The 15,859-nt window shown below is 58.7% G+C and carries 17 protein-coding genes; 5 read left to right on the top strand and 12 right to left on the bottom strand.

What is annotated here, in order from left to right:
* Positions 1-95: 95 nt before the first annotated feature.
* Positions 96-614, top strand: coding sequence for an acyloxyacyl hydrolase (locus tag B195_RS18905; protein ID WP_003439807.1), 519 nt, complete (start codon positions 96-98; stop codon positions 612-614).
* A 339-nt stretch (positions 615-953) separates the two neighbouring features.
* Here the strand turns inward: B195_RS18905 and B195_RS18895 are convergent, their stop codons facing one another.
* The 10 genes from B195_RS18895 to B195_RS18850 form a co-directional block, all read right to left on the bottom strand.
* Positions 954-1,259 carry a YkgJ family cysteine cluster protein gene (locus B195_RS18895; protein WP_003439808.1) on the bottom strand — a complete coding sequence of 102 codons (306 nt, stop codon included), beginning with the start codon at positions 1,257-1,259 and terminating at the stop codon, positions 954-956.
* Between the two features lie 78 nt (positions 1,260-1,337).
* Positions 1,338-1,853: a DUF2878 domain-containing protein gene (locus tag B195_RS18890; protein WP_003439809.1), complete on the bottom strand. Its 516-nt coding sequence runs from the start codon at positions 1,851-1,853 to the stop codon at positions 1,338-1,340.
* Positions 1,846-3,117, bottom strand: a complete 1,272-nt coding sequence (locus B195_RS18885) for a cyclopropane-fatty-acyl-phospholipid synthase family protein (protein ID WP_003439811.1) — start codon at positions 3,115-3,117, stop codon at positions 1,846-1,848. The genes B195_RS18890 and B195_RS18885 overlap by 8 nt, the downstream gene beginning before the upstream one ends.
* Complete coding sequence (locus B195_RS18880) at positions 3,104-3,904, bottom strand: DUF1365 domain-containing protein (RefSeq protein WP_003439813.1); 801 nt, start codon at positions 3,902-3,904, stop codon at positions 3,104-3,106. The genes B195_RS18885 and B195_RS18880 overlap by 14 nt, the downstream gene beginning before the upstream one ends.
* Positions 3,901-5,148: an NAD(P)/FAD-dependent oxidoreductase gene (locus B195_RS18875; protein ID WP_003439814.1), complete on the bottom strand. Its 1,248-nt coding sequence runs from the start codon at positions 5,146-5,148 to the stop codon at positions 3,901-3,903. Before B195_RS18875 ends, B195_RS18880 begins: the two co-directional genes overlap by 4 nt.
* A complete protein-coding gene (locus tag B195_RS18870; RefSeq protein WP_003439816.1) occupies positions 5,145-5,915 on the bottom strand; it encodes an SDR family oxidoreductase in 771 nt (256 codons plus the stop codon). Before B195_RS18870 ends, B195_RS18875 begins: the two co-directional genes overlap by 4 nt.
* On the bottom strand, positions 5,908-7,353 hold the full coding sequence (gene phrB, locus B195_RS18865) for a deoxyribodipyrimidine photo-lyase (protein WP_003439818.1): 1,446 nt from the start codon (positions 7,351-7,353) through the stop codon (positions 5,908-5,910). Before phrB ends, B195_RS18870 begins: the two co-directional genes overlap by 8 nt.
* Before the next feature lie 10 nt (positions 7,354-7,363).
* Positions 7,364-8,299 carry a MerR family transcriptional regulator gene (locus B195_RS18860; protein WP_003439820.1) on the bottom strand — a complete coding sequence of 312 codons (936 nt, stop codon included), beginning with the start codon at positions 8,297-8,299 and terminating at the stop codon, positions 7,364-7,366.
* Between the two features lie 2 nt (positions 8,300-8,301).
* Complete coding sequence (locus B195_RS18855) at positions 8,302-9,270, bottom strand: DUF523 and DUF1722 domain-containing protein (protein ID WP_003439822.1); 969 nt, start codon at positions 9,268-9,270, stop codon at positions 8,302-8,304.
* A 185-nt stretch (positions 9,271-9,455) separates the two neighbouring features.
* Complete coding sequence (locus B195_RS18850) at positions 9,456-10,442, bottom strand: NAD(P)/FAD-dependent oxidoreductase (protein WP_003439824.1); 987 nt, start codon at positions 10,440-10,442, stop codon at positions 9,456-9,458.
* A gap of 205 nt (positions 10,443-10,647) precedes the next feature.
* Between B195_RS18850 and B195_RS18845 the strand changes: the two genes are divergently transcribed.
* Together B195_RS18845 and hemH are read left to right on the top strand one after the other, a co-directional pair.
* The gene (locus B195_RS18845; RefSeq protein ID WP_003439826.1) at positions 10,648-11,550 is read left to right on the top strand and encodes a TIGR01777 family oxidoreductase; all 903 of its coding nucleotides are present in this window, start codon (positions 10,648-10,650) and stop codon (positions 11,548-11,550) included.
* Between the two features lie 13 nt (positions 11,551-11,563).
* The gene (gene hemH, locus B195_RS18840; RefSeq protein ID WP_003439827.1) at positions 11,564-12,589 is read left to right on the top strand and encodes a ferrochelatase; all 1,026 of its coding nucleotides are present in this window, start codon (positions 11,564-11,566) and stop codon (positions 12,587-12,589) included.
* Between the two features lie 72 nt (positions 12,590-12,661).
* Here the strand turns inward: hemH and B195_RS18835 are convergent, their stop codons facing one another.
* Positions 12,662-13,936 carry a uracil-xanthine permease family protein gene (locus B195_RS18835; protein ID WP_003439829.1) on the bottom strand — a complete coding sequence of 425 codons (1,275 nt, stop codon included), beginning with the start codon at positions 13,934-13,936 and terminating at the stop codon, positions 12,662-12,664.
* A 1-nt stretch (position 13,937) separates the two neighbouring features.
* Positions 13,938-14,576: a uracil phosphoribosyltransferase gene (upp, locus tag B195_RS18830; RefSeq protein WP_003439846.1), complete on the bottom strand. Its 639-nt coding sequence runs from the start codon at positions 14,574-14,576 to the stop codon at positions 13,938-13,940.
* 164 nt (positions 14,577-14,740) lie between these two features.
* Here upp and B195_RS18825 point away from each other — a divergent pair, with 164 nt between their 5' ends.
* Positions 14,741-15,298, top strand: a complete 558-nt coding sequence (locus tag B195_RS18825) for a hypoxanthine-guanine phosphoribosyltransferase (protein WP_003439847.1) — start codon at positions 14,741-14,743, stop codon at positions 15,296-15,298.
* A gap of 17 nt (positions 15,299-15,315) precedes the next feature.
* Entirely contained in the window at positions 15,316-15,789 is a 474-nt protein-coding gene (locus B195_RS18820; protein ID WP_003439848.1) for a WbuC family cupin fold metalloprotein, read from the top strand.
* Positions 15,790-15,859: the final 70 nt, after the last annotated feature.

The following is a 15,859-nucleotide window of genomic DNA, read 5'->3' as shown; positions in this document are numbered from 1 at the left end:
AAGACGGTTGAACTTTCGGGCGGTGACTGGATTCTTAGCGCTTGTCTGATGAGGCACACAACAATGATCTTTGCATACGGAAGCGGGATTTTCTTATGAAGCGATTTTTTTGCCTGGCTGCGCTGGCAGCCACTGTTCTGGGGCACAGCTACACAGCACAAGCGGCCGGTATCGAGTTTGGGGTAGGGCACACCAGTGAATCGACCATGACTTATCGGCTGGGCTTGAAGTCCGATTGGGACAAGAGCTGGCTGCAGAGTGATGTTGGTCGTCTTACAGGTTATTGGGATGGGGCTTACACCTACTGGGAAGGTGACAAGTCATCTGCGAACCACAGCTTGTCGTTCTCGCCTGTATTTGTGTACGAGTTTGCCGGTGAAACGGTCAAGCCTTATGTAGAGGCCGGCATCGGGGTCGCAGCGTTTTCCCACACTGAAGTTGAAGGCAACAAGCTGGGGACGGCTTTCCAGTTTGAAGATCGCCTGGGTTTTGGCCTGCGCTTTACCGGTGGGCATGAAGTGGGTATTCGAGCGACTCATTACTCCAATGCCGGGCTATCGAGCACCAACGACGGTATAGAGAGCTACGCCCTGCATTACACAATGCCGCTGTAACGTACGTCTTCCCTGTAGGAGCGAGCTTGTCTCGCGAGCTTTTCAGCGTGATATGCCATACCGCAAAAGCTCGCGAGCAAGCTCGCTCCTACAAGGGATCAAACCGCTACCGATAGGCGGTTGTGATGCCTTGACGTTCGTTCAGGCATTCAACATCACCCATCTCGAACTCGCGGCAAATCAGCGGACGCTTTTCGTAGAATCGAGGCGCAGCATGACCTCGCCGCCCCGGTCTGCCGCTGTAACGTACGCCTTCCCTGTAGGAGCGAGCTTGTCTCGCGAGCTTTTCAGCGCGATATCCCATACCGCAAAAGCTCGCTCCTACAAGGGATCAAACCGCTACCGATAGGCGGTTGTGATGCCTTGACGCTCGTTCAGGCATTCAACATCACCCATTTCGAACTCGCGGCAAATCAGCGGACGCTTTTCGTAGATGGTGCACATCATGGTGTTGCGATCCAGCGCTGCACACCAGCCATCATCGAGGCGCAGCATGACCTCGCCGCCCCAGTCATCGGTGTCGATAAAGCGCTCGGGCACGCCGGTGTCGGTGATCAACATCACTTCCAGTTGGCAGCAGCATGCCGCGCACGTCGAACAGGTGACGGCGGGTTCGGTAATTTCGGTCAGGGGGATGTTGGTCATAGGCGCGCAGTGTAAGGCAGAGCAGCTGTCAGGTGTAAAACCGCTGACAAACCGCCATTCATCCCTGTAGGAGCAAGCTCATTCTCGCAGCGGAAGTTGGGCTGTCTGCGTGCCCGCCAGCCATTGCAGCGCCGGGAACAACCCCGCCCATAACACCGCAAGCAAGACCAGGGTCGGCCACAGTCCGAACCCGAATTGCACCGCCCCCAGCCGTTGCCCTGCGTAATACGACAATGGCCCGCCAACCGCGCCCAGCAGCACCGCCCGCCATGCCGGTCGTGCCGTCCATGCCAGGCAATGGTTCAGGGTGGTCGCCAGTAATGCCCAGAGCAGCATCAACCAGAACGGGATCAAAATCCCCTCCTGCCGGAACTCAAAAACCCCGGCATTGAGCAGCAGGCTGTCCACCAGGGTGCCGAGCAAGCAGACGTAAATGATCAAGCGTACTTCTGTCCACCGGGCACTTATCCACAGTCCGTTCACCAGTAGTACGCCCGCCGGCAGTAGTAACCACAGGCTATTGCCACCCAGCACACAGGCAAACCAGCCAAGCTGGAACATTCCGGCATTGGCCAGCAGCTTCAGATCAAGCATCAAAGCGCCCGAGCAAGGGTTGCGGCATGGCCCCGGGTTTGGCCAGCAACAATTGCGCGGTGCCGATACTGCGTTCGAGGAAGCCACCTTCGCAGTAGCACAGGTAAAATTCCCACAGACGCAGGAAGTATTCGTCATAGCCCAGCTCGGTCAGACGGCCGTGGGCGCGGCGAAAGTTCTCATGCCACAGGCGCAGGGTTCTGGCGTAGTGCAGGCCAAAGTCCTCCATATGCATCAGGTTCATGTCGGTATCGCGGGTGACGATCTCGAGCATTTTCTGCACGCTGGGCAGTGCGCCGCCGGGGAAGATGTAGCGCTGGATAAAGTCCACGCCGGTTTTGGCTTGCTCGTAACGCTGGTCTCGAATGGTGATGGCTTGCAGCAACATCAACCCCTGGCTCTTGAGCAGGTGCGAACACTGTTTGAAGTAGTTGGGTAAAAAATGATGGCCGACCGCTTCGATCATCTCGATGGACACCAGTTTGTCGTACTGCCCGGTCAGATCGCGGTAATCCTCCAGCAACAAGGTCACCTGATTCTGTAGACCCAGTGCCTCGATACGCTCCCGGGTGTAATCGAATTGTTCCTTCGAGAGTGTGGTGGTGGTCACTTTGCAGTGGTAATGCTGCGCGGCAAAAATTGCCATGCTGCCCCAGCCGGTGCCGATTTCCAGCAAGTGGTCTTCGGGCTTGAGGTCGAGCTTCTGGCAAATGCGTTGCAGCTTATTCAGTTGGGCCTGCTCCAGGCTGTCGTCAGGGCTGAGGAACTGCGCCGCTGAATACATCATGGTGGGGTCGAGAAACTGCTCGAACATCTCATTGCCAAGGTCGTAATGAGCCGCAATGTTTTTTTGCGAGCCTTTGCGGGTATTGCGATTGATCCAGTGCAAGCCCCGTATCAACGGGCGTCCCAGGCTGGCAAGCCCACCCTCCATGGCGTCCAGAACCTTCAGGTTGCTGACCAGTACCCGGACCACTCTGGTCAGGTCGGGCGAGCTCCAGTAGCCGTGGATAAATGCTTCGCCGGCGCCTATGGAACCGTTGCTGGCGATCATCCCCCAGACACCGGGGTCGCTGATGTGCACTTCGCCGATCAGTGTCGCGTTGCTGTCACCGAACAGATGGCGCTCGCCATTTTCAGTCAGCACCAATTGTCCGTGCTGCAGCTGGCTGAGTTGACGCATGACTCCGCGCCGCAGCAGTACGCTGGTCAGATTGTAGGTACTCAATCGTGAGGTTTTGCTCACCAGGCTAGGGCTTTTCATGACGTTTATCCTTGGGTTGCAGGGCGGCAATACGAAAGGCGCCGTCGGCGGCCTGATGGGAAAAGATCGGCGTACGTTTGAGAAACAGGCGCAAGGCTTGCCAGTAAATGGCCAGGCAAGTCTTTGCCGTCATCCATGGAAATTGCCGCAAGTAGCGATGCAAACCTGGACGGTCGAGCGCGCTGCGTTGCAGATTGAGGGTGGCATCGAACATTTTCAGCTCACCTTGCCAATCCGCCATATGCACACCGAGTCGGGCAGCGGGCGGGCTGAAACTCATGCGGTATTCCAGATCGCGGGGCAGAAAAGGCGAGACATGAAATGCCTTGGCCACGGCAAAATGCTGATGGCTGTCACCCAGGGCCGGGAGCACGTAGTGATAGTGCTCGCGCCACGGGGTATTGCTCACTTCGCACAGGATGGCAGCCAGTTGCCCGTCAGCCTCGTAGCAATAAAAGAAACTCACCGGGTTGAAACTCAAGCCCCAGCTGCGGGCCTGAGTCAGTAAGCAGATGGCACCTTGGGGCGTATGCCCGAGGGCTCGGGCGACTTGTTGGCGAACGGCATCCATCAGGCGCATGCCGGTCCTGGTGTAATCCTTCAGGTAATCGGTTTCGCGAAACGAGAAGGGTGCAAAGCGGCTTTTTCCAGCCAGTGGTGACAGCCCCAATACAGCATCCTGTTCGTCCAGGTCGAGATACAACAAGCCGATGCGGTAGCGGAATGCATGGCTGGTCGGCGCAAAACGCCGGTGGGCGATCCAGCCGCTGTACAGGGCGCTGTTCATAGCTGTTGGCCGAATGCTGAGGCGACACGCAAAGCGCTGACCACCCCGTCTTCGTGAAAGCCGTTAGCCCAGTAAGCACCGCAAAAATAGCTGTGCTGCGGCCCCAGCAATTCTTGCCAGCGCCCTTGGGCGGCTACGGCATCGAGGCTGTATTGCGGGTGGGCGTAGGTGTATCGGGCCAGCACTTGCAGCGGGTCGATGGCCTCGGTCTGGTTAAGGCTGACGCAGAATGTGGTCTCGCTCTCGATCCCCTGCAGGATGTTCATGGCGTAAGTCACGCTGGCGCGGCGTTGTCCGACATCACCCAGTCGATAGTTCCAGCTGGCCCAGGCCTGTTTTCGCTCAGGTAGCAGTCGGGTATCGGTGTGCAGGACCACGTCGTTATCGGCGTAGGGCAGGGCGCCGAGGATTTGCTGTTCGGCGACTGTCGGCCGGGCCAACAGCTTTAAGGCCTGATCGCTATGGCAGGCAAAAATCACTTTGTCGAAGCGCTCGCTGCCTGCCGGGCTGTGGATGAGTACACCCAGGTCGTCGCGTTCAACCGCCGTAACCGGGCAGTTGAGGCGAATGTGTTCGGCAAAGCCTGCGCTCAGCGGTTGTACATAGGCGCTCGAGCCACCTTCGATCACTCGCCACTGCGGGCGATTGGTGATGCTCAGCAAGCCGTGGTTCTTGAAGAAGCGGATAAACGCCTGCAGCGGAAATGCCTGCATCTCGGCCAGTGGCATGGACCAGATCGCCGCGCCCATCGGCACAATGTAGTGCTCGATAAACCGGGGGCCATAGCCACGCTGCTGCAGGTAGTCGCCCAGTCGGGTGTCGCTGGCAATGCGCTGTTGTTGCAGGTCGCGTACGGCCTGGCGATTGAAACGCAGGATATCGCGCAACATGCCCCAGAACCCGGGGGACAACAGGTTGCTGCGTTGGGCGAACAAACTGTTGAGGCTGTTGCCGTTGTATTCGAAATTGCGTCGGGGGTCGTGCACCGAGAAGCTCATCTCAGTGGCTTTGGAGCGCACCCCCAGTCGATCGATCAGCTTGATGAAGTTGGGATAGGTCCAGTCGTTGAACACGATGAAGCCGGTATCAATTTGATAGTGACGCCCGCCGATGCCGACATCCACCGTATGGGTATGCCCCCCCACCCAGTCACTGGCCTCGAACACGCGGATCTCGTGTTCTTTATGCAGTAAATAGCCACAGGTCAGGCCTGAGATGCCGCTGCCAATGATCGCGATTTTCATGATGGTGTCTCGTCAGAAGTCCGTGCCAGGCGTTTTCCAATCGCCAGTTGCAGGCGTTTTGGCAGGCTCGCCATCAGTTTGAGAGTGGCGATAAATGACCAGGGAAAAGCGATTTCCAGCGGGCGGTTTTCCAGACGCTGGCAAATATGCTGTGCGGCTTTGAGTGCAGGCCAGCGCATGGGCATGGGGAAATCGTTTTTTGCCGTCAGCGGGGTGTCAACGAAGCCGGGGCTGACCAGGGTGACATCCATTCCCTCGTGGGCGAGATCGATGCGCAGTGACTCCAGCAAGTAGCGCAGTCCGGCTTTTGACGCGCCATACGCTTCGGCCCGTGGCAGGGGCCAGAAGGTCACGGAACTGACCACGCCCACCAGGTGCGGGCGGGTGCCTGCACGCAGTAAAGGCAGCGCACTTTCAAGGCAGTAAGCGCTGGCCAGTAAATTGGTGCGCACCACGCGCTCGATCAGGGCTGCGTCGAAATGCCGGACGTCGACATACTCACAGGAGCCGGCATTCAGAATCACGCAGTCCAGCGCGCCCCAGGTGTGGGCGATCCGCTTGCCGATTTCCCGCACTTGCAGGCTGTCGGTCAGGTCGCCGGGCACCAGCAGCACCTGCCCCGGGTAGCGTTCGGATAACGCTTGCAGGGGGGGCAGGGTGCGGGCACTCAATGCCAGGCGGGCACCGCTGTTGAGCAGTTGTTCCGCCAGGTGAGCACCAATCCCGCTGCTGGCCCCGGTAAGCCAGATACGCCGTGTCTCAGCCATCGCACACCTCGTAAAGCTGGCGCGACGGCAGATTCTTGAACGCGCTGAGGGCCCGTTCGCGACTGTGTTTCAAGTCGACAATTGGCCGCGGATAATCGGCAACCCCAAACAGGCCGCCGGCAATGGCCGGGTTATGAATCTCTTTTTTATTCAGCGTCGCAAGTTCTGGCAGCCAGTGCTTGATGAAGCGACCTTCGGGGTCGAAGCGCTCGGACTGACTCAAGGGGTTGAAAATTCTGAAGTAGGGCACCGAATCGGTCCCGGTGGATGAGCTCCACTGCCAGCCGCCGTTGTTGGCTGCCAGATCGCCATCAATCAAGTGCTGCATAAAGAAGCGCTCACCCTCGCGCCAGTCGATCAACAGGTTCTTGGTCAGGAACATTGCCACCACCATCCGCAGGCGGTTGTGCATCCAGCCGGTTGCCAGCAGTTGGCGAATGGCCGCGTCGATGATCGGGATACCGGTGCGCCCCTCTTTCCATGCCGCCAGTTCTTGTGGGGCATCACGCCAGGGCAAGAACTCGGTGTCGGCTCTGAATGCGCGATGCCGGGAAACCCGTGGGTAACCCACCAGAATATGTTTATAGAACTCGCGCCAGATCAGTTCGCTGATCCAGGTCGCGCAGCCGACACTGCCGCTTTCAAATTCGCCGTTGTTGCTGAGCAGTGCTGCATGCAGGCATTGGCGGGGTGAGATAACGCCTGCTGCCAGGTAGGGCGAAAGCTGGCTGGTGCCAGGTTTGGCGGGCAAGTCGCGCTCTTCTTTGTAGTAGTGGATTTGCTCGTCGGCGAAGCGTGCCAGGCGCTGCCGGGCTTCGTCTTCCCCGGCCGGCCAGAGTGCGCGCAGGGTTTCGTCGGGCGGCGCAAAGCCGCTAACAGATTGAGCAATCGCATCCCGGGCAATGGTCAGCTGCGCCTGGGGCCGGGGTGTGGCCACTATGGGCGGCAGTCCCGTGTGCAGGCGCTCATAGCAAACCTTGCGGAACTGGCTGAATACCTGAAAGTAGGTCCCGGTTTTGGTCAGCACACTGCCGGGTTGAAACAGCAGTTGGTCGAGGTGACGATGAAAGCCGATGCCCTTGGCGTCGAGGGCACGGGCGACGGCTTGATCGCGCCGGGTTTCATGGATGCCGTATTCATCATTTACATGCACGTCCTCAATGCCCAACTGTTGGCACAGTTCAACCAGCACCGCGGGGGCCTGGTCCCAGGCGGGCGCGCTGCGAATAAGTAACGGGATATTCAGTTGCTCGAGGCTGTCGCTCAGGACGCTCAGATTACGCAGCCAAAAATCGACTTTGCACGGCGCGTCGTCATGGGCCAGCCATTGCTCGGGGCTGATGAGATACACGGCCACAGTGGGGCCGCGTTCAGCGGCGGCGCTCAGGGCGGTGTTGTCGTTTTGGCGCAAGTCGCTGCGCAGCCAGATCAGTTGCATGTTTATTCCTCTAGAACAGTCCGAGCTGGCTGAGCCGTTGATGGGCTTCAAGGGGATCGCGAGCAAGAGACAATCCTGCGATTTCAGTAGTACTTACGGCCAGCTCGGCGCTATGGATGCATACCGTCGGTCCGGCTATCAGGATCGGGCAGTCAACGCCCTTCAGTAGCTTTGGCAGTTGCTGGGGGTTCAGGGTCTGGCTCGAATAGAGGACCACGGCGGGTGATTTGAGGCGTTCCACCGCCATTGCCAGTTCACCGCCGGGCAGGGGCGCGTCGAAGACTTCAACCGGGCAGTGGCTGCTGCTGACCAGCCAGGCGGTGAGCCACAGCTGGGCTTCGAAAGGCTGGGGTGAATGGTTGATCAGCAGGATGGGCTTGCCTTTGAGTGAGCGATTGTTGTGGTAGATACGGGCGCCCAGTTTGCTGCGTAGCCAGGAGCTGAAAAACACTCGCTCCAGTTGTGCCCCGAACTGGCCCTGCCAGCGTTGTTCCAGCTCGCTCAACAGCGGGATCAGCAGCTGTTCGCACAGGGTGTGGGCCGGATACAGCGACATGACCTGATTGAAGTTGTCGTCCAGTCTGCGCCCGGCCAGCTCAGTGATCGCCAGCGTCAGGGCCTGGCTCCATGCCAGCCAGTCGTTGTCGACGGGTTCGCGGTGGCTCGGGGCCAGGTCGAGCAGTGGCTTGACCTGGCTGACCGACACCCCGCGATTGAGCCAGGTCAGAATGTGCTGGATTCGCTGGATATGGGCGGCTGAGAACAGGCGATGACCTTTGGCGGTGCGGTGCGGGACGATCAGGCCATAACGCCGCTCCCAGGCGCGCAGGGTCACGGCATTGACCCCGGTGATGCGCGCCACTTCGCGTATCGGCAGCCAGCCTTCGGCCAGGGCCTGGTTGTAGTCGGGTGCGGCAGAGCTGGTCTGCGAAAGGTCCTGATTCATGGTCAGATCGCATTGCGCAGGCTGAGGTTTTCCGGGTGCGGTTGCAGGTACACCTGCCGCGAGATATAGGGATCCGGATGCTGGCGAAAATGATGCTTGAGCAGTGTCAGCGGCACCACCAACGGCACAATGCCGTGCAGGTACTGGCCAATCAGGTACTGCATTTCTTGCTTGTCTTCGCGGCTGAGGGACTGTTTGAGATAGCCGCTGATGTGTTGCAGCACATTGGTGTGAGTGCGGCGCGTGGCGCATTTTTTCAGGGCTTTCATCAACTCGCTGAAATACTGCGGGGCAATTTCGCGAGGGTCGCCCTTGCCCAGGCTCCCCAGCATGTTGCCCAGGGTTTTGTACTGTTCGGGGTGGTGGGCCATAAGCTGGTATTTATAGCGGGCATGAAACTCGGTCAGGGAGCGGCGGGTGATGCCGTCTCCGAGCAACTGTTGCCAGGCGCTATAGGCGTAAACCCGGGTCAGAAAGTTTTCACGCAATACCGGGTCGTTGAGGCGGCCTTCTTCTTCAACCGGCAAGTCCGGGTGCGCGGCGCAAAACGCTTGTGCGTAAATCCCCCGTCCTCTCAACTCTGCGGGGCGTCCACCGTCCTGATAGACCTTGACTCGCTCGAGTCCGCAAGACGGCGACTTTTGCATAAAGATGTAGCCGCAAATGTCTGTGTGCGCTGCGGCCATGGCCACAGCGTAATCGTGCAGTGGCCGGGTTACGTCCATAGCGCTGTCGACACTGCCTACGGCTTGGGGTTGGGCAGGGTCGCCGATCAGGCGAATGGGCTGGCGCGGAATGCCCAGCCCGATGGCGACTTCGGGGCACAGCGGGACGAACTCGAAATACTCACTCAGGGCCTGGCTGCACAGTTGCGAAGCCTTATGCCCGCCGTTGAAGCGAACTTCGGCGCCCAGCAGGCAGGCACTGATGGCGATTTTCGGTTTGTCGCGGGCTGAGACGGCGCTGACCATGGGATGAACCTCCAGGAATTACTTGTACATCTTTGTAGCGATGTACAACCTGGTTTCATCTTAGGCTTTGCCTTGTACAAGTCAATTATCCTGTACAAGTATTTGGGGCTTCTACAGGAGCGAGCCGTTTTTAAAAGATCGCCAGCAAGCTCGCTCTTACAGAGGCTATACGCCAGCCCTGGGCTTTATTCGAGGTGTTCGATCAAGCGCCGGGCTGCCTCCTGGCCACTGAGCCACGCGCCTTCGACCCGGCCTGACAGGCACCAGTCGCCACAGGCATAAAGCCCCAGATCGGCATCGGTCAGTGCTCCCCATTCATGGGCGGTGGAAGGCCGGGCATAGAGCCAGCGATGGGCCAGACTGAAGATCGGCGCAGGCATGGGGAAGTGCATCAGTTCGGCAAAGGCACCGTGCAAGTGCTCGATGACTGCTTCTTTGGACAGATCCAGGTTTTGCCTGCTCCAGGCGCTGGTGGCATGCAGCACCCAGGTGTCGGGCTTGTGCTCACGCCCCGGTTTACTGCTGTTGCGGGCTAGCCAGTCCAGCGGGCTGTCTTGCACGAAGCAGCCATCCATTTTGGTTTCCAGGGGCGTATCGAAAGCCAGGGCGACGGCCCAGGTCGGGTCCATTTTCACTCCGGCCGCGGTGCTTGCCAGTTTGGGCGCACAAGCAAGCAGGGCGGTTGCCTGAGGTGCCGGCGTTGCCACTATCACATGGCTGTAGGGGCCGTGACTGACCTCGTCGGCATCCAACAGGTGCCAGTGTTTTTCACCGCGTATCAAGTCAGTAATACGGCATGCAAACTCAACCTTGAAATGGCCGAGCATGCCGCGGGTAATCGCGCTCATGCGCGGGCTGCCTACCCAGCGGGTCTGTTCGTCCGGTGACGGTGTGAGCTGGCCGTTCTTGTGGTTGTACAGATGAGGTTCCCACTCAGCAGCCCAGCCCAGGGCTTGCCACTGCTGGACCTCATCGACAAAGCGGCGATCGCGGGCAGTGAAATACTGGGCTCCAAGATCCAGTGATCCCGCATCACTGCGCTTGCTCGACATGCGTCCGCCGCTGCCGCGGCTTTTATCGAACAGATGCACAGTGTGCCCGGCCTTGTGCAGTGCCCTTGCGGCAGACAATCCGGCGATGCCGGCCCCGATAATTGCGATAGGTACAGTCATATTGGCCTCAATCCCTATTTGCCCAGTCAGCTGCACAAACTACGATGCCGCCAATATCTGTACAAATTAATTTATTAGTATAAGTTTTAGTGCGCTTGCCGGGCCAGCCTAGCCTATTCTTTATGAAGCCAGCGGCCCGAAGAAATGGGAATTTCTTTAAAAATAGACCAGTGCACCCGATAAAACTCCCAGCGAGGATCAACTCATGCACATTTTGCTGACCGGCGGTACAGGCTTGATCGGGCGCCAGCTTTGCCGTCACTGGCTTGCGCAAGGTCATCGCCTGAGCGTGTGGAGTCGTCGCCCTGATCGCGTGAGCGAATTGTGCGGTGCCGGCGTAAGAGGCGTCGCCACACTTGAAGAACTTGGCCAGGAGCCGATTGATGCGCTGATCAACCTTGCCGGCGCGCCGATTGCCGATCGGCCATGGACACGCAAGCGCAAGGCGTTGTTGTGGGGTAGCCGGATTACGCTGACGGAAACCCTGGTGACCTGGCTGGCCAGCCGCGAACAAAAACCGTCGGTGCTGGTGTCCGGTTCGGCAGTGGGCTGGTATGGCGATGGGGGTGAGCGCGAGTTGACCGAAGAGTCGCCTCCGGTGAGCGAAGACTTCGCCAGCCATTTGTGTATTGCCTGGGAGGAAACCGCGCAACGCGCACAGGCCTTGGGCATTCGTGTGGTGCTGGTGCGTACCGGCCTGGTGCTGGCGGCCGAGGGCGGCTTTTTGTCGCGCCTGTTATTGCCTTTCAAACTGGCGTTGGGCGGGCCGATAGGTAATGGTCGGCAATGGATGCCATGGATTCATATCAATGACCAAATTGCCCTGATTGATTTTCTTGTGCATGAGAATGCCGCGTCGGGTCCTTATAATGCCTGCGCGCCGCATCCGGTACGCAACCTTGAGTTCGCCAAAACCCTGGGCAGCGTGTTGCACCGTCCGGCGTTCATTCCCGTTCCCGCCTTTGCCTTGCGCGTTGGTCTGGGCGAATTGTCACAGTTATTGCTGGGCGGCCAACGGGCCACGCCGGCCAAATTGCTGGCAGCCGGTTTCACTTTTCAGTTCACCGATTTGCGTGCGGCCCTGGATGATCTGTCCGCCCGCCTCTGAAATAGGATGTTGCATGACCGAGCACGCACTATTACTGGTTAACCTGGGTTCGCCCGCGTCTACTTCGGTAGCCGATGTACGCAGCTACCTGAACCAGTTTCTGATGGACCCGTATGTGATCGACATGCCGTGGCCATTGCGCCGCCTGATCGTGTCACTGATTCTGGTCAAGCGCCCCGAACAATCGGCCCATGCCTATGCCTCCATCTGGTGGGATGAAGGCTCGCCGCTGGTGGTGCTCAGCCGTCGCCTGCAGCAGGCGATGAGCAAGGAGTGGACCAAGGGGCCGGTAGAACTGGCAATGCGCTATGGCGAACCGTCCATTGAAACCGTGCTCACACGTCTGGCGGCCAAGGGCATTCACAAGGTCACCCTGGCACCGTTGTATCCACAGTTTGCCGACAGTACGGTCACCACCGTGATTGCAGAAGCCAAGCGGGTGATCAAAGCCGCAAAGCTGGGCATTCAACTCTCCATCGTGCAGCCGTTTTACGATCAGCCCGAATACCTCGACGCACTGGTGGCGAGTACCCGGCCGCATCTGGAGCAGGATTACGATCATTTACTGCTCAGTTTTCACGGTTTGCCCGAGCGCCATCTGCATAAACTCGATCCGACCGGTAATCACTGCTTCAAAAATGCTGACTGCTGCCAGAATGCTTCGCCGGCAGTATTGGCAACCTGCTACCGGGCGCAGTGCTTGCGTACGGCCCAGGAGTTTGCCGATCGCGCCGGGTTGCCGGCGGGCAAATGGTCGGTGGCGTTCCAGTCCCGACTGGGCCGGGCCAAGTGGATCGAACCCTATACCGAGGCACGCCTGGACGCTCTGGCCAAAGACGGAGTGAAGAAGATTCTGGTCATGTGCCCGGCGTTTGTGGCGGATTGCATTGAAACGCTGGAAGAAATCGGCGATCGCGGTCGCGAGCAGTTTATTGCGGCGGGGGGCGAGGAGCTGGTGCTGGTACCGTGCCTGAATGACAACCCTGAGTGGGCGGCAGCGTTGAATACCTTGTGTGAGCGGGCGCCGCTGGCGCTGTAAAACTCCGCTTGCAGATACCTTGTGGAAGCCTGGCAGGCCAGGCTTCCACAGGATCCTGGGGGACTTGCCGATTTAGATAACCGGCCCGTCACCTTTCTTGTGTTTCCAGCTGTCATTGCCCGGCAACAACAGATTCAGCGCAATGGCGACGATGGCACACAGGGCGATGCCCTTGAGGCCGAAGTCTTCCGGGCCCATGCCGGTGCCAATCAGCACTCCGCCGATACCGAACACCAGGGTCACCGAAACAATCACCAGGTTGCGGGCTTCGCTCAGATCGACCTGATGGCGAATCAGGGTGTTCATCCCGACCGCAGCAATTGAACCGAACAACAGGCATAGAATCCCGCCCATCACCGGCACTGGAATGCTTTGCAGCAGTGCGCCGAACTTGCCGACAAATGCCAGGCTAATGGCGAAAATCGCCGCCCAGGTCATTATTTTCGGGTTGTAGTTCTTGGTCAGCATCACTGCGCCGGTCACTTCGGCGTAGGTGGTGTTGGGCGGACCGCCAAGCAGGCCGGCAGCGGTGGTGGCGATGCCGTCACCGAACAGGGTGCGATGCAGGCCGGGCTTTTTCAGATAGTCGCGGCCGGTCACGCTGCCCACGGCAATCACTCCGCCGATGTGTTCAATGGCCGGGGCCAGGGCCACGGGGACGATAAACAGAATCGCCTGCCAGTTGAACTCGGGAGCAGTGAAGTGCGGCAGGGCAAACCATGGGGCGGCGGCAATCTTGGCCGTGTCCACTACGCCAAAGTAAAACGCCATCGAGAATCCCACCAGCACGCCGGCAATGATCGGCACCAGGCGGAAAATGCCTTTACCGAACACGGCTACGATCAGGGTGGTCAGCAGGGCTGGCATCGAGATCAGCATGGCGGTCTGGTAGTGGATCAGCTCGGTGCCATCTTCAGCGCGGCCCATGGCCATGTGCGCTGCAATCGGGGCCATTGCCAGACCAATCGAGATGATCACCGGACCAATCACTACGGGAGGCAGCAGGCGGTCAATAAAACCGGTGCCTTTGAGCTTTACCGCGAAACCGAGGAAGGTGTACACGAAGCCTGCTGCCATCACGCCGCCCATGGTCGCGGCAAGGCCGAACTGGCCTTTGGCGAGAATGATCGGGGTAATGAACGCAAAGCTTGAAGCCAGAAAAACCGGCACCTGGCGCCGGGTCACGATCTGGAACAACAGAGTCCCGAGACCCGCGGTGAACAGCGCGACGTTAGGGTCGAGGCCGGTAATCAAAGGCATCAGGACCAACGCGCCAAAGGCCACGAAGAGCATCTGCGCGCCAGATATGATCTGGCGCCAGAGCGGGTCGTTGAACTCGTCCTGCATGTTATGCGTCCTTTTGCTTGGTGCCGAAGATCTTGTCGCCAGCATCGCCCAGGCCAGGAATGATGTAACCGTGTTCGTTCAGACGCTCATCGATGGAGGCGGTGTAGATGACGACGTCCGGGTGAGCGGCTTCTACAGTGGCAATGCCTTCTGGGGCGGCAACCAGCACCATGGCGCGGATTTCTTTGCAGCCGGCTTTCTTCAGCAGATCAATGGTGGCAACCATGGATGCACCGGTGGCCAGCATCGGGTCGATGATCATCGCCAGACGTTCGTTGATTTCCGGTACCAGTTTTTCCAGGTAGGTGTGGGCCTGAAGGGTTTCTTCGTTACGGGCTACACCGACTGCGCTGACTTTGGCGCCCGGAATCAGGCTCAGTACACCTTCGAGCATGCCAATGCCGGCACGCAGGATCGGGACGACGGTAATTTTCTTGCCGGCGATTTTTTCAACTTTAACAGTGCCGCACCAGCCTTCAATCTCGTAGGTTTCGAGGGTCAGGTCTTTGGTGGCTTCATAGGTCAGCAACGCGCCTACTTCCTGAGCAAGCTCGCGGAAGTTCTTCGTGCTAATGTCTGCGCGGCGCATAAGGCCGAGCTTGTGACGAATCAGCGGGTGGCGTATCTCGCGAATGGGCATGGGTAAAGGCTCCGTGGGCAGGCAAAAAAAGCGGCCTAGATTAATCTAATACGGGGTGATGTCCTACTAAACATTACTGCACGTTAGTCCATAAATACTTGATCTGAGCCATGCGGGTGCGTACCTTTGCCCGCTTTTCTTGCACAACCCCCCTGGAGAGCGTCATGTCTGCTGATCTCGAGCATATCCGTCAAATCATGCGAGAGGCTGACTGCCTGTACACCGAAGCTGAAGTCGAGGCAGCCATTGCCCGCGTTGGCGCGCAAATCACGGCCGAAATGGCCGAGACCAATCCAGTAGTATTTTGTGTGATGAATGGCGGCCTGATTTTTGCGGGCAAGTTGCTCACCCACCTGAAGTTCCCGCTTGAAGCGTCTTACCTGCACGCGACGCGCTATCGCAATGAGACCACTGGCGGCGATCTGTTCTGGAAAGCCAAGCCAGAAGTGTCGTTCATTGACCGTCATGTTCTGATCATTGATGACATCCTCGATGAAGGTCACACCCTGAGTGCCATCGTCGAGTTCTGCAAACACGCAGGTGCCCGTCAGGTGCATACGGCGGTGCTGATCGACAAGGACCATCAGCGCAAGGCGCGTCCGGACCTGAAAGCCAATTACGCGGGTCTGCCGTGCATTGACCGCTACCTCTTCGGTTATGGCATGGACTACAAGGGATACTGGCGCAATGCCGCCGGGATTTATGCCGTCAAAGACATGTAATAAAGGACGTTGAAACCATGACCCGCCCCAGCTTTCTCGATCAATCGCTCTTCAACGACCTGGCAGAGAAAGCTGCCGGCAACCCCCGTGGTCGCCAGCATCACAACTTGCATCAGATGGAAGAGGCCTGCCATCGCATGGTGGTGGGGCTGCAACCCTCCACCTATGTTCCGCCGCACCGGCACCTGGGCAGCGACAAGGCTGAGACCCTGCTGGTACTCAAGGGCACGCTTGGCGTCCTGATTTTCGATGAAGAAGGTCGGGTGCTCGACAAGCGCGTATTGCAAGCCGGAGGCGGGAGTCTGGGGGTCGATCTGCCAGCAGGTATTTTTCATGGGCTGGTGGTGCTTGAGAACGACAGCCTGATGTTCGAGTGCAAAGCCGGGCCTTATCGGCCGGTTGGAGACGGCGAACTGGCACCCTGGGCTCCTCGCGAGGGTGAGCCCGCAGTGGCCGAGTATCATTGCTGGATGCGTGCGCAATTTGATTAAACTGCGGGTTGACGCTGGCTAACTAAACGTCTGATTCCGCATACGATCTTCCTCCCGATCGCCATCAGGC

The organism is Pseudomonas sp. Lz4W, from assembly GCF_000346225.2.
GTDB lineage: Bacteria > Pseudomonadota > Gammaproteobacteria > Pseudomonadales > Pseudomonadaceae > Aquipseudomonas > Aquipseudomonas paraversuta.
The sequence above is the reverse complement of the archived record's forward strand: the minus strand, read 5'-3'. Positions and strand labels throughout refer to the sequence as shown.

Bases quoted from the DNA above. Each gene is read 5' to 3' on its own strand.
- B195_RS18905 (WP_003439807.1), top strand. From the start codon at position 96: ATGAAGCGATTTTTTTGCCTGGCTGCGCTGGCAGCCACTGTTCTGGGG.
- B195_RS18895 (WP_003439808.1), bottom strand. From the start codon at position 1,259: ATGACCAACATCCCCCTGACCGAAATTACCGAACCCGCCGTCACCTGT.
- B195_RS18890 (WP_003439809.1), bottom strand. From the start codon at position 1,853: ATGCTTGATCTGAAGCTGCTGGCCAATGCCGGAATGTTCCAGCTTGGC.
- B195_RS18885 (WP_003439811.1), bottom strand. From the start codon at position 3,117: ATGAAAAGCCCTAGCCTGGTGAGCAAAACCTCACGATTGAGTACCTAC.
- B195_RS18880 (WP_003439813.1), bottom strand. From the start codon at position 3,904: ATGAACAGCGCCCTGTACAGCGGCTGGATCGCCCACCGGCGTTTTGCG.
- B195_RS18875 (WP_003439814.1), bottom strand. From the start codon at position 5,148: ATGAAAATCGCGATCATTGGCAGCGGCATCTCAGGCCTGACCTGTGGC.
- B195_RS18870 (WP_003439816.1), bottom strand. From the start codon at position 5,915: ATGGCTGAGACACGGCGTATCTGGCTTACCGGGGCCAGCAGCGGGATT.
- phrB (WP_003439818.1), bottom strand. From the start codon at position 7,353: ATGCAACTGATCTGGCTGCGCAGCGACTTGCGCCAAAACGACAACACC.
- B195_RS18860 (WP_003439820.1), bottom strand. From the start codon at position 8,299: ATGAATCAGGACCTTTCGCAGACCAGCTCTGCCGCACCCGACTACAAC.
- B195_RS18855 (WP_003439822.1), bottom strand. From the start codon at position 9,270: ATGGTCAGCGCCGTCTCAGCCCGCGACAAACCGAAAATCGCCATCAGT.
- B195_RS18850 (WP_003439824.1), bottom strand. From the start codon at position 10,442: ATGACTGTACCTATCGCAATTATCGGGGCCGGCATCGCCGGATTGTCT.
- B195_RS18845 (WP_003439826.1), top strand. From the start codon at position 10,648: ATGCACATTTTGCTGACCGGCGGTACAGGCTTGATCGGGCGCCAGCTT.
- hemH (WP_003439827.1), top strand. From the start codon at position 11,564: ATGACCGAGCACGCACTATTACTGGTTAACCTGGGTTCGCCCGCGTCT.
- B195_RS18835 (WP_003439829.1), bottom strand. From the start codon at position 13,936: ATGCAGGACGAGTTCAACGACCCGCTCTGGCGCCAGATCATATCTGGC.
- upp (WP_003439846.1), bottom strand. From the start codon at position 14,576: ATGCCCATTCGCGAGATACGCCACCCGCTGATTCGTCACAAGCTCGGC.
- B195_RS18825 (WP_003439847.1), top strand. From the start codon at position 14,741: ATGTCTGCTGATCTCGAGCATATCCGTCAAATCATGCGAGAGGCTGAC.
- B195_RS18820 (WP_003439848.1), top strand. From the start codon at position 15,316: ATGACCCGCCCCAGCTTTCTCGATCAATCGCTCTTCAACGACCTGGCA.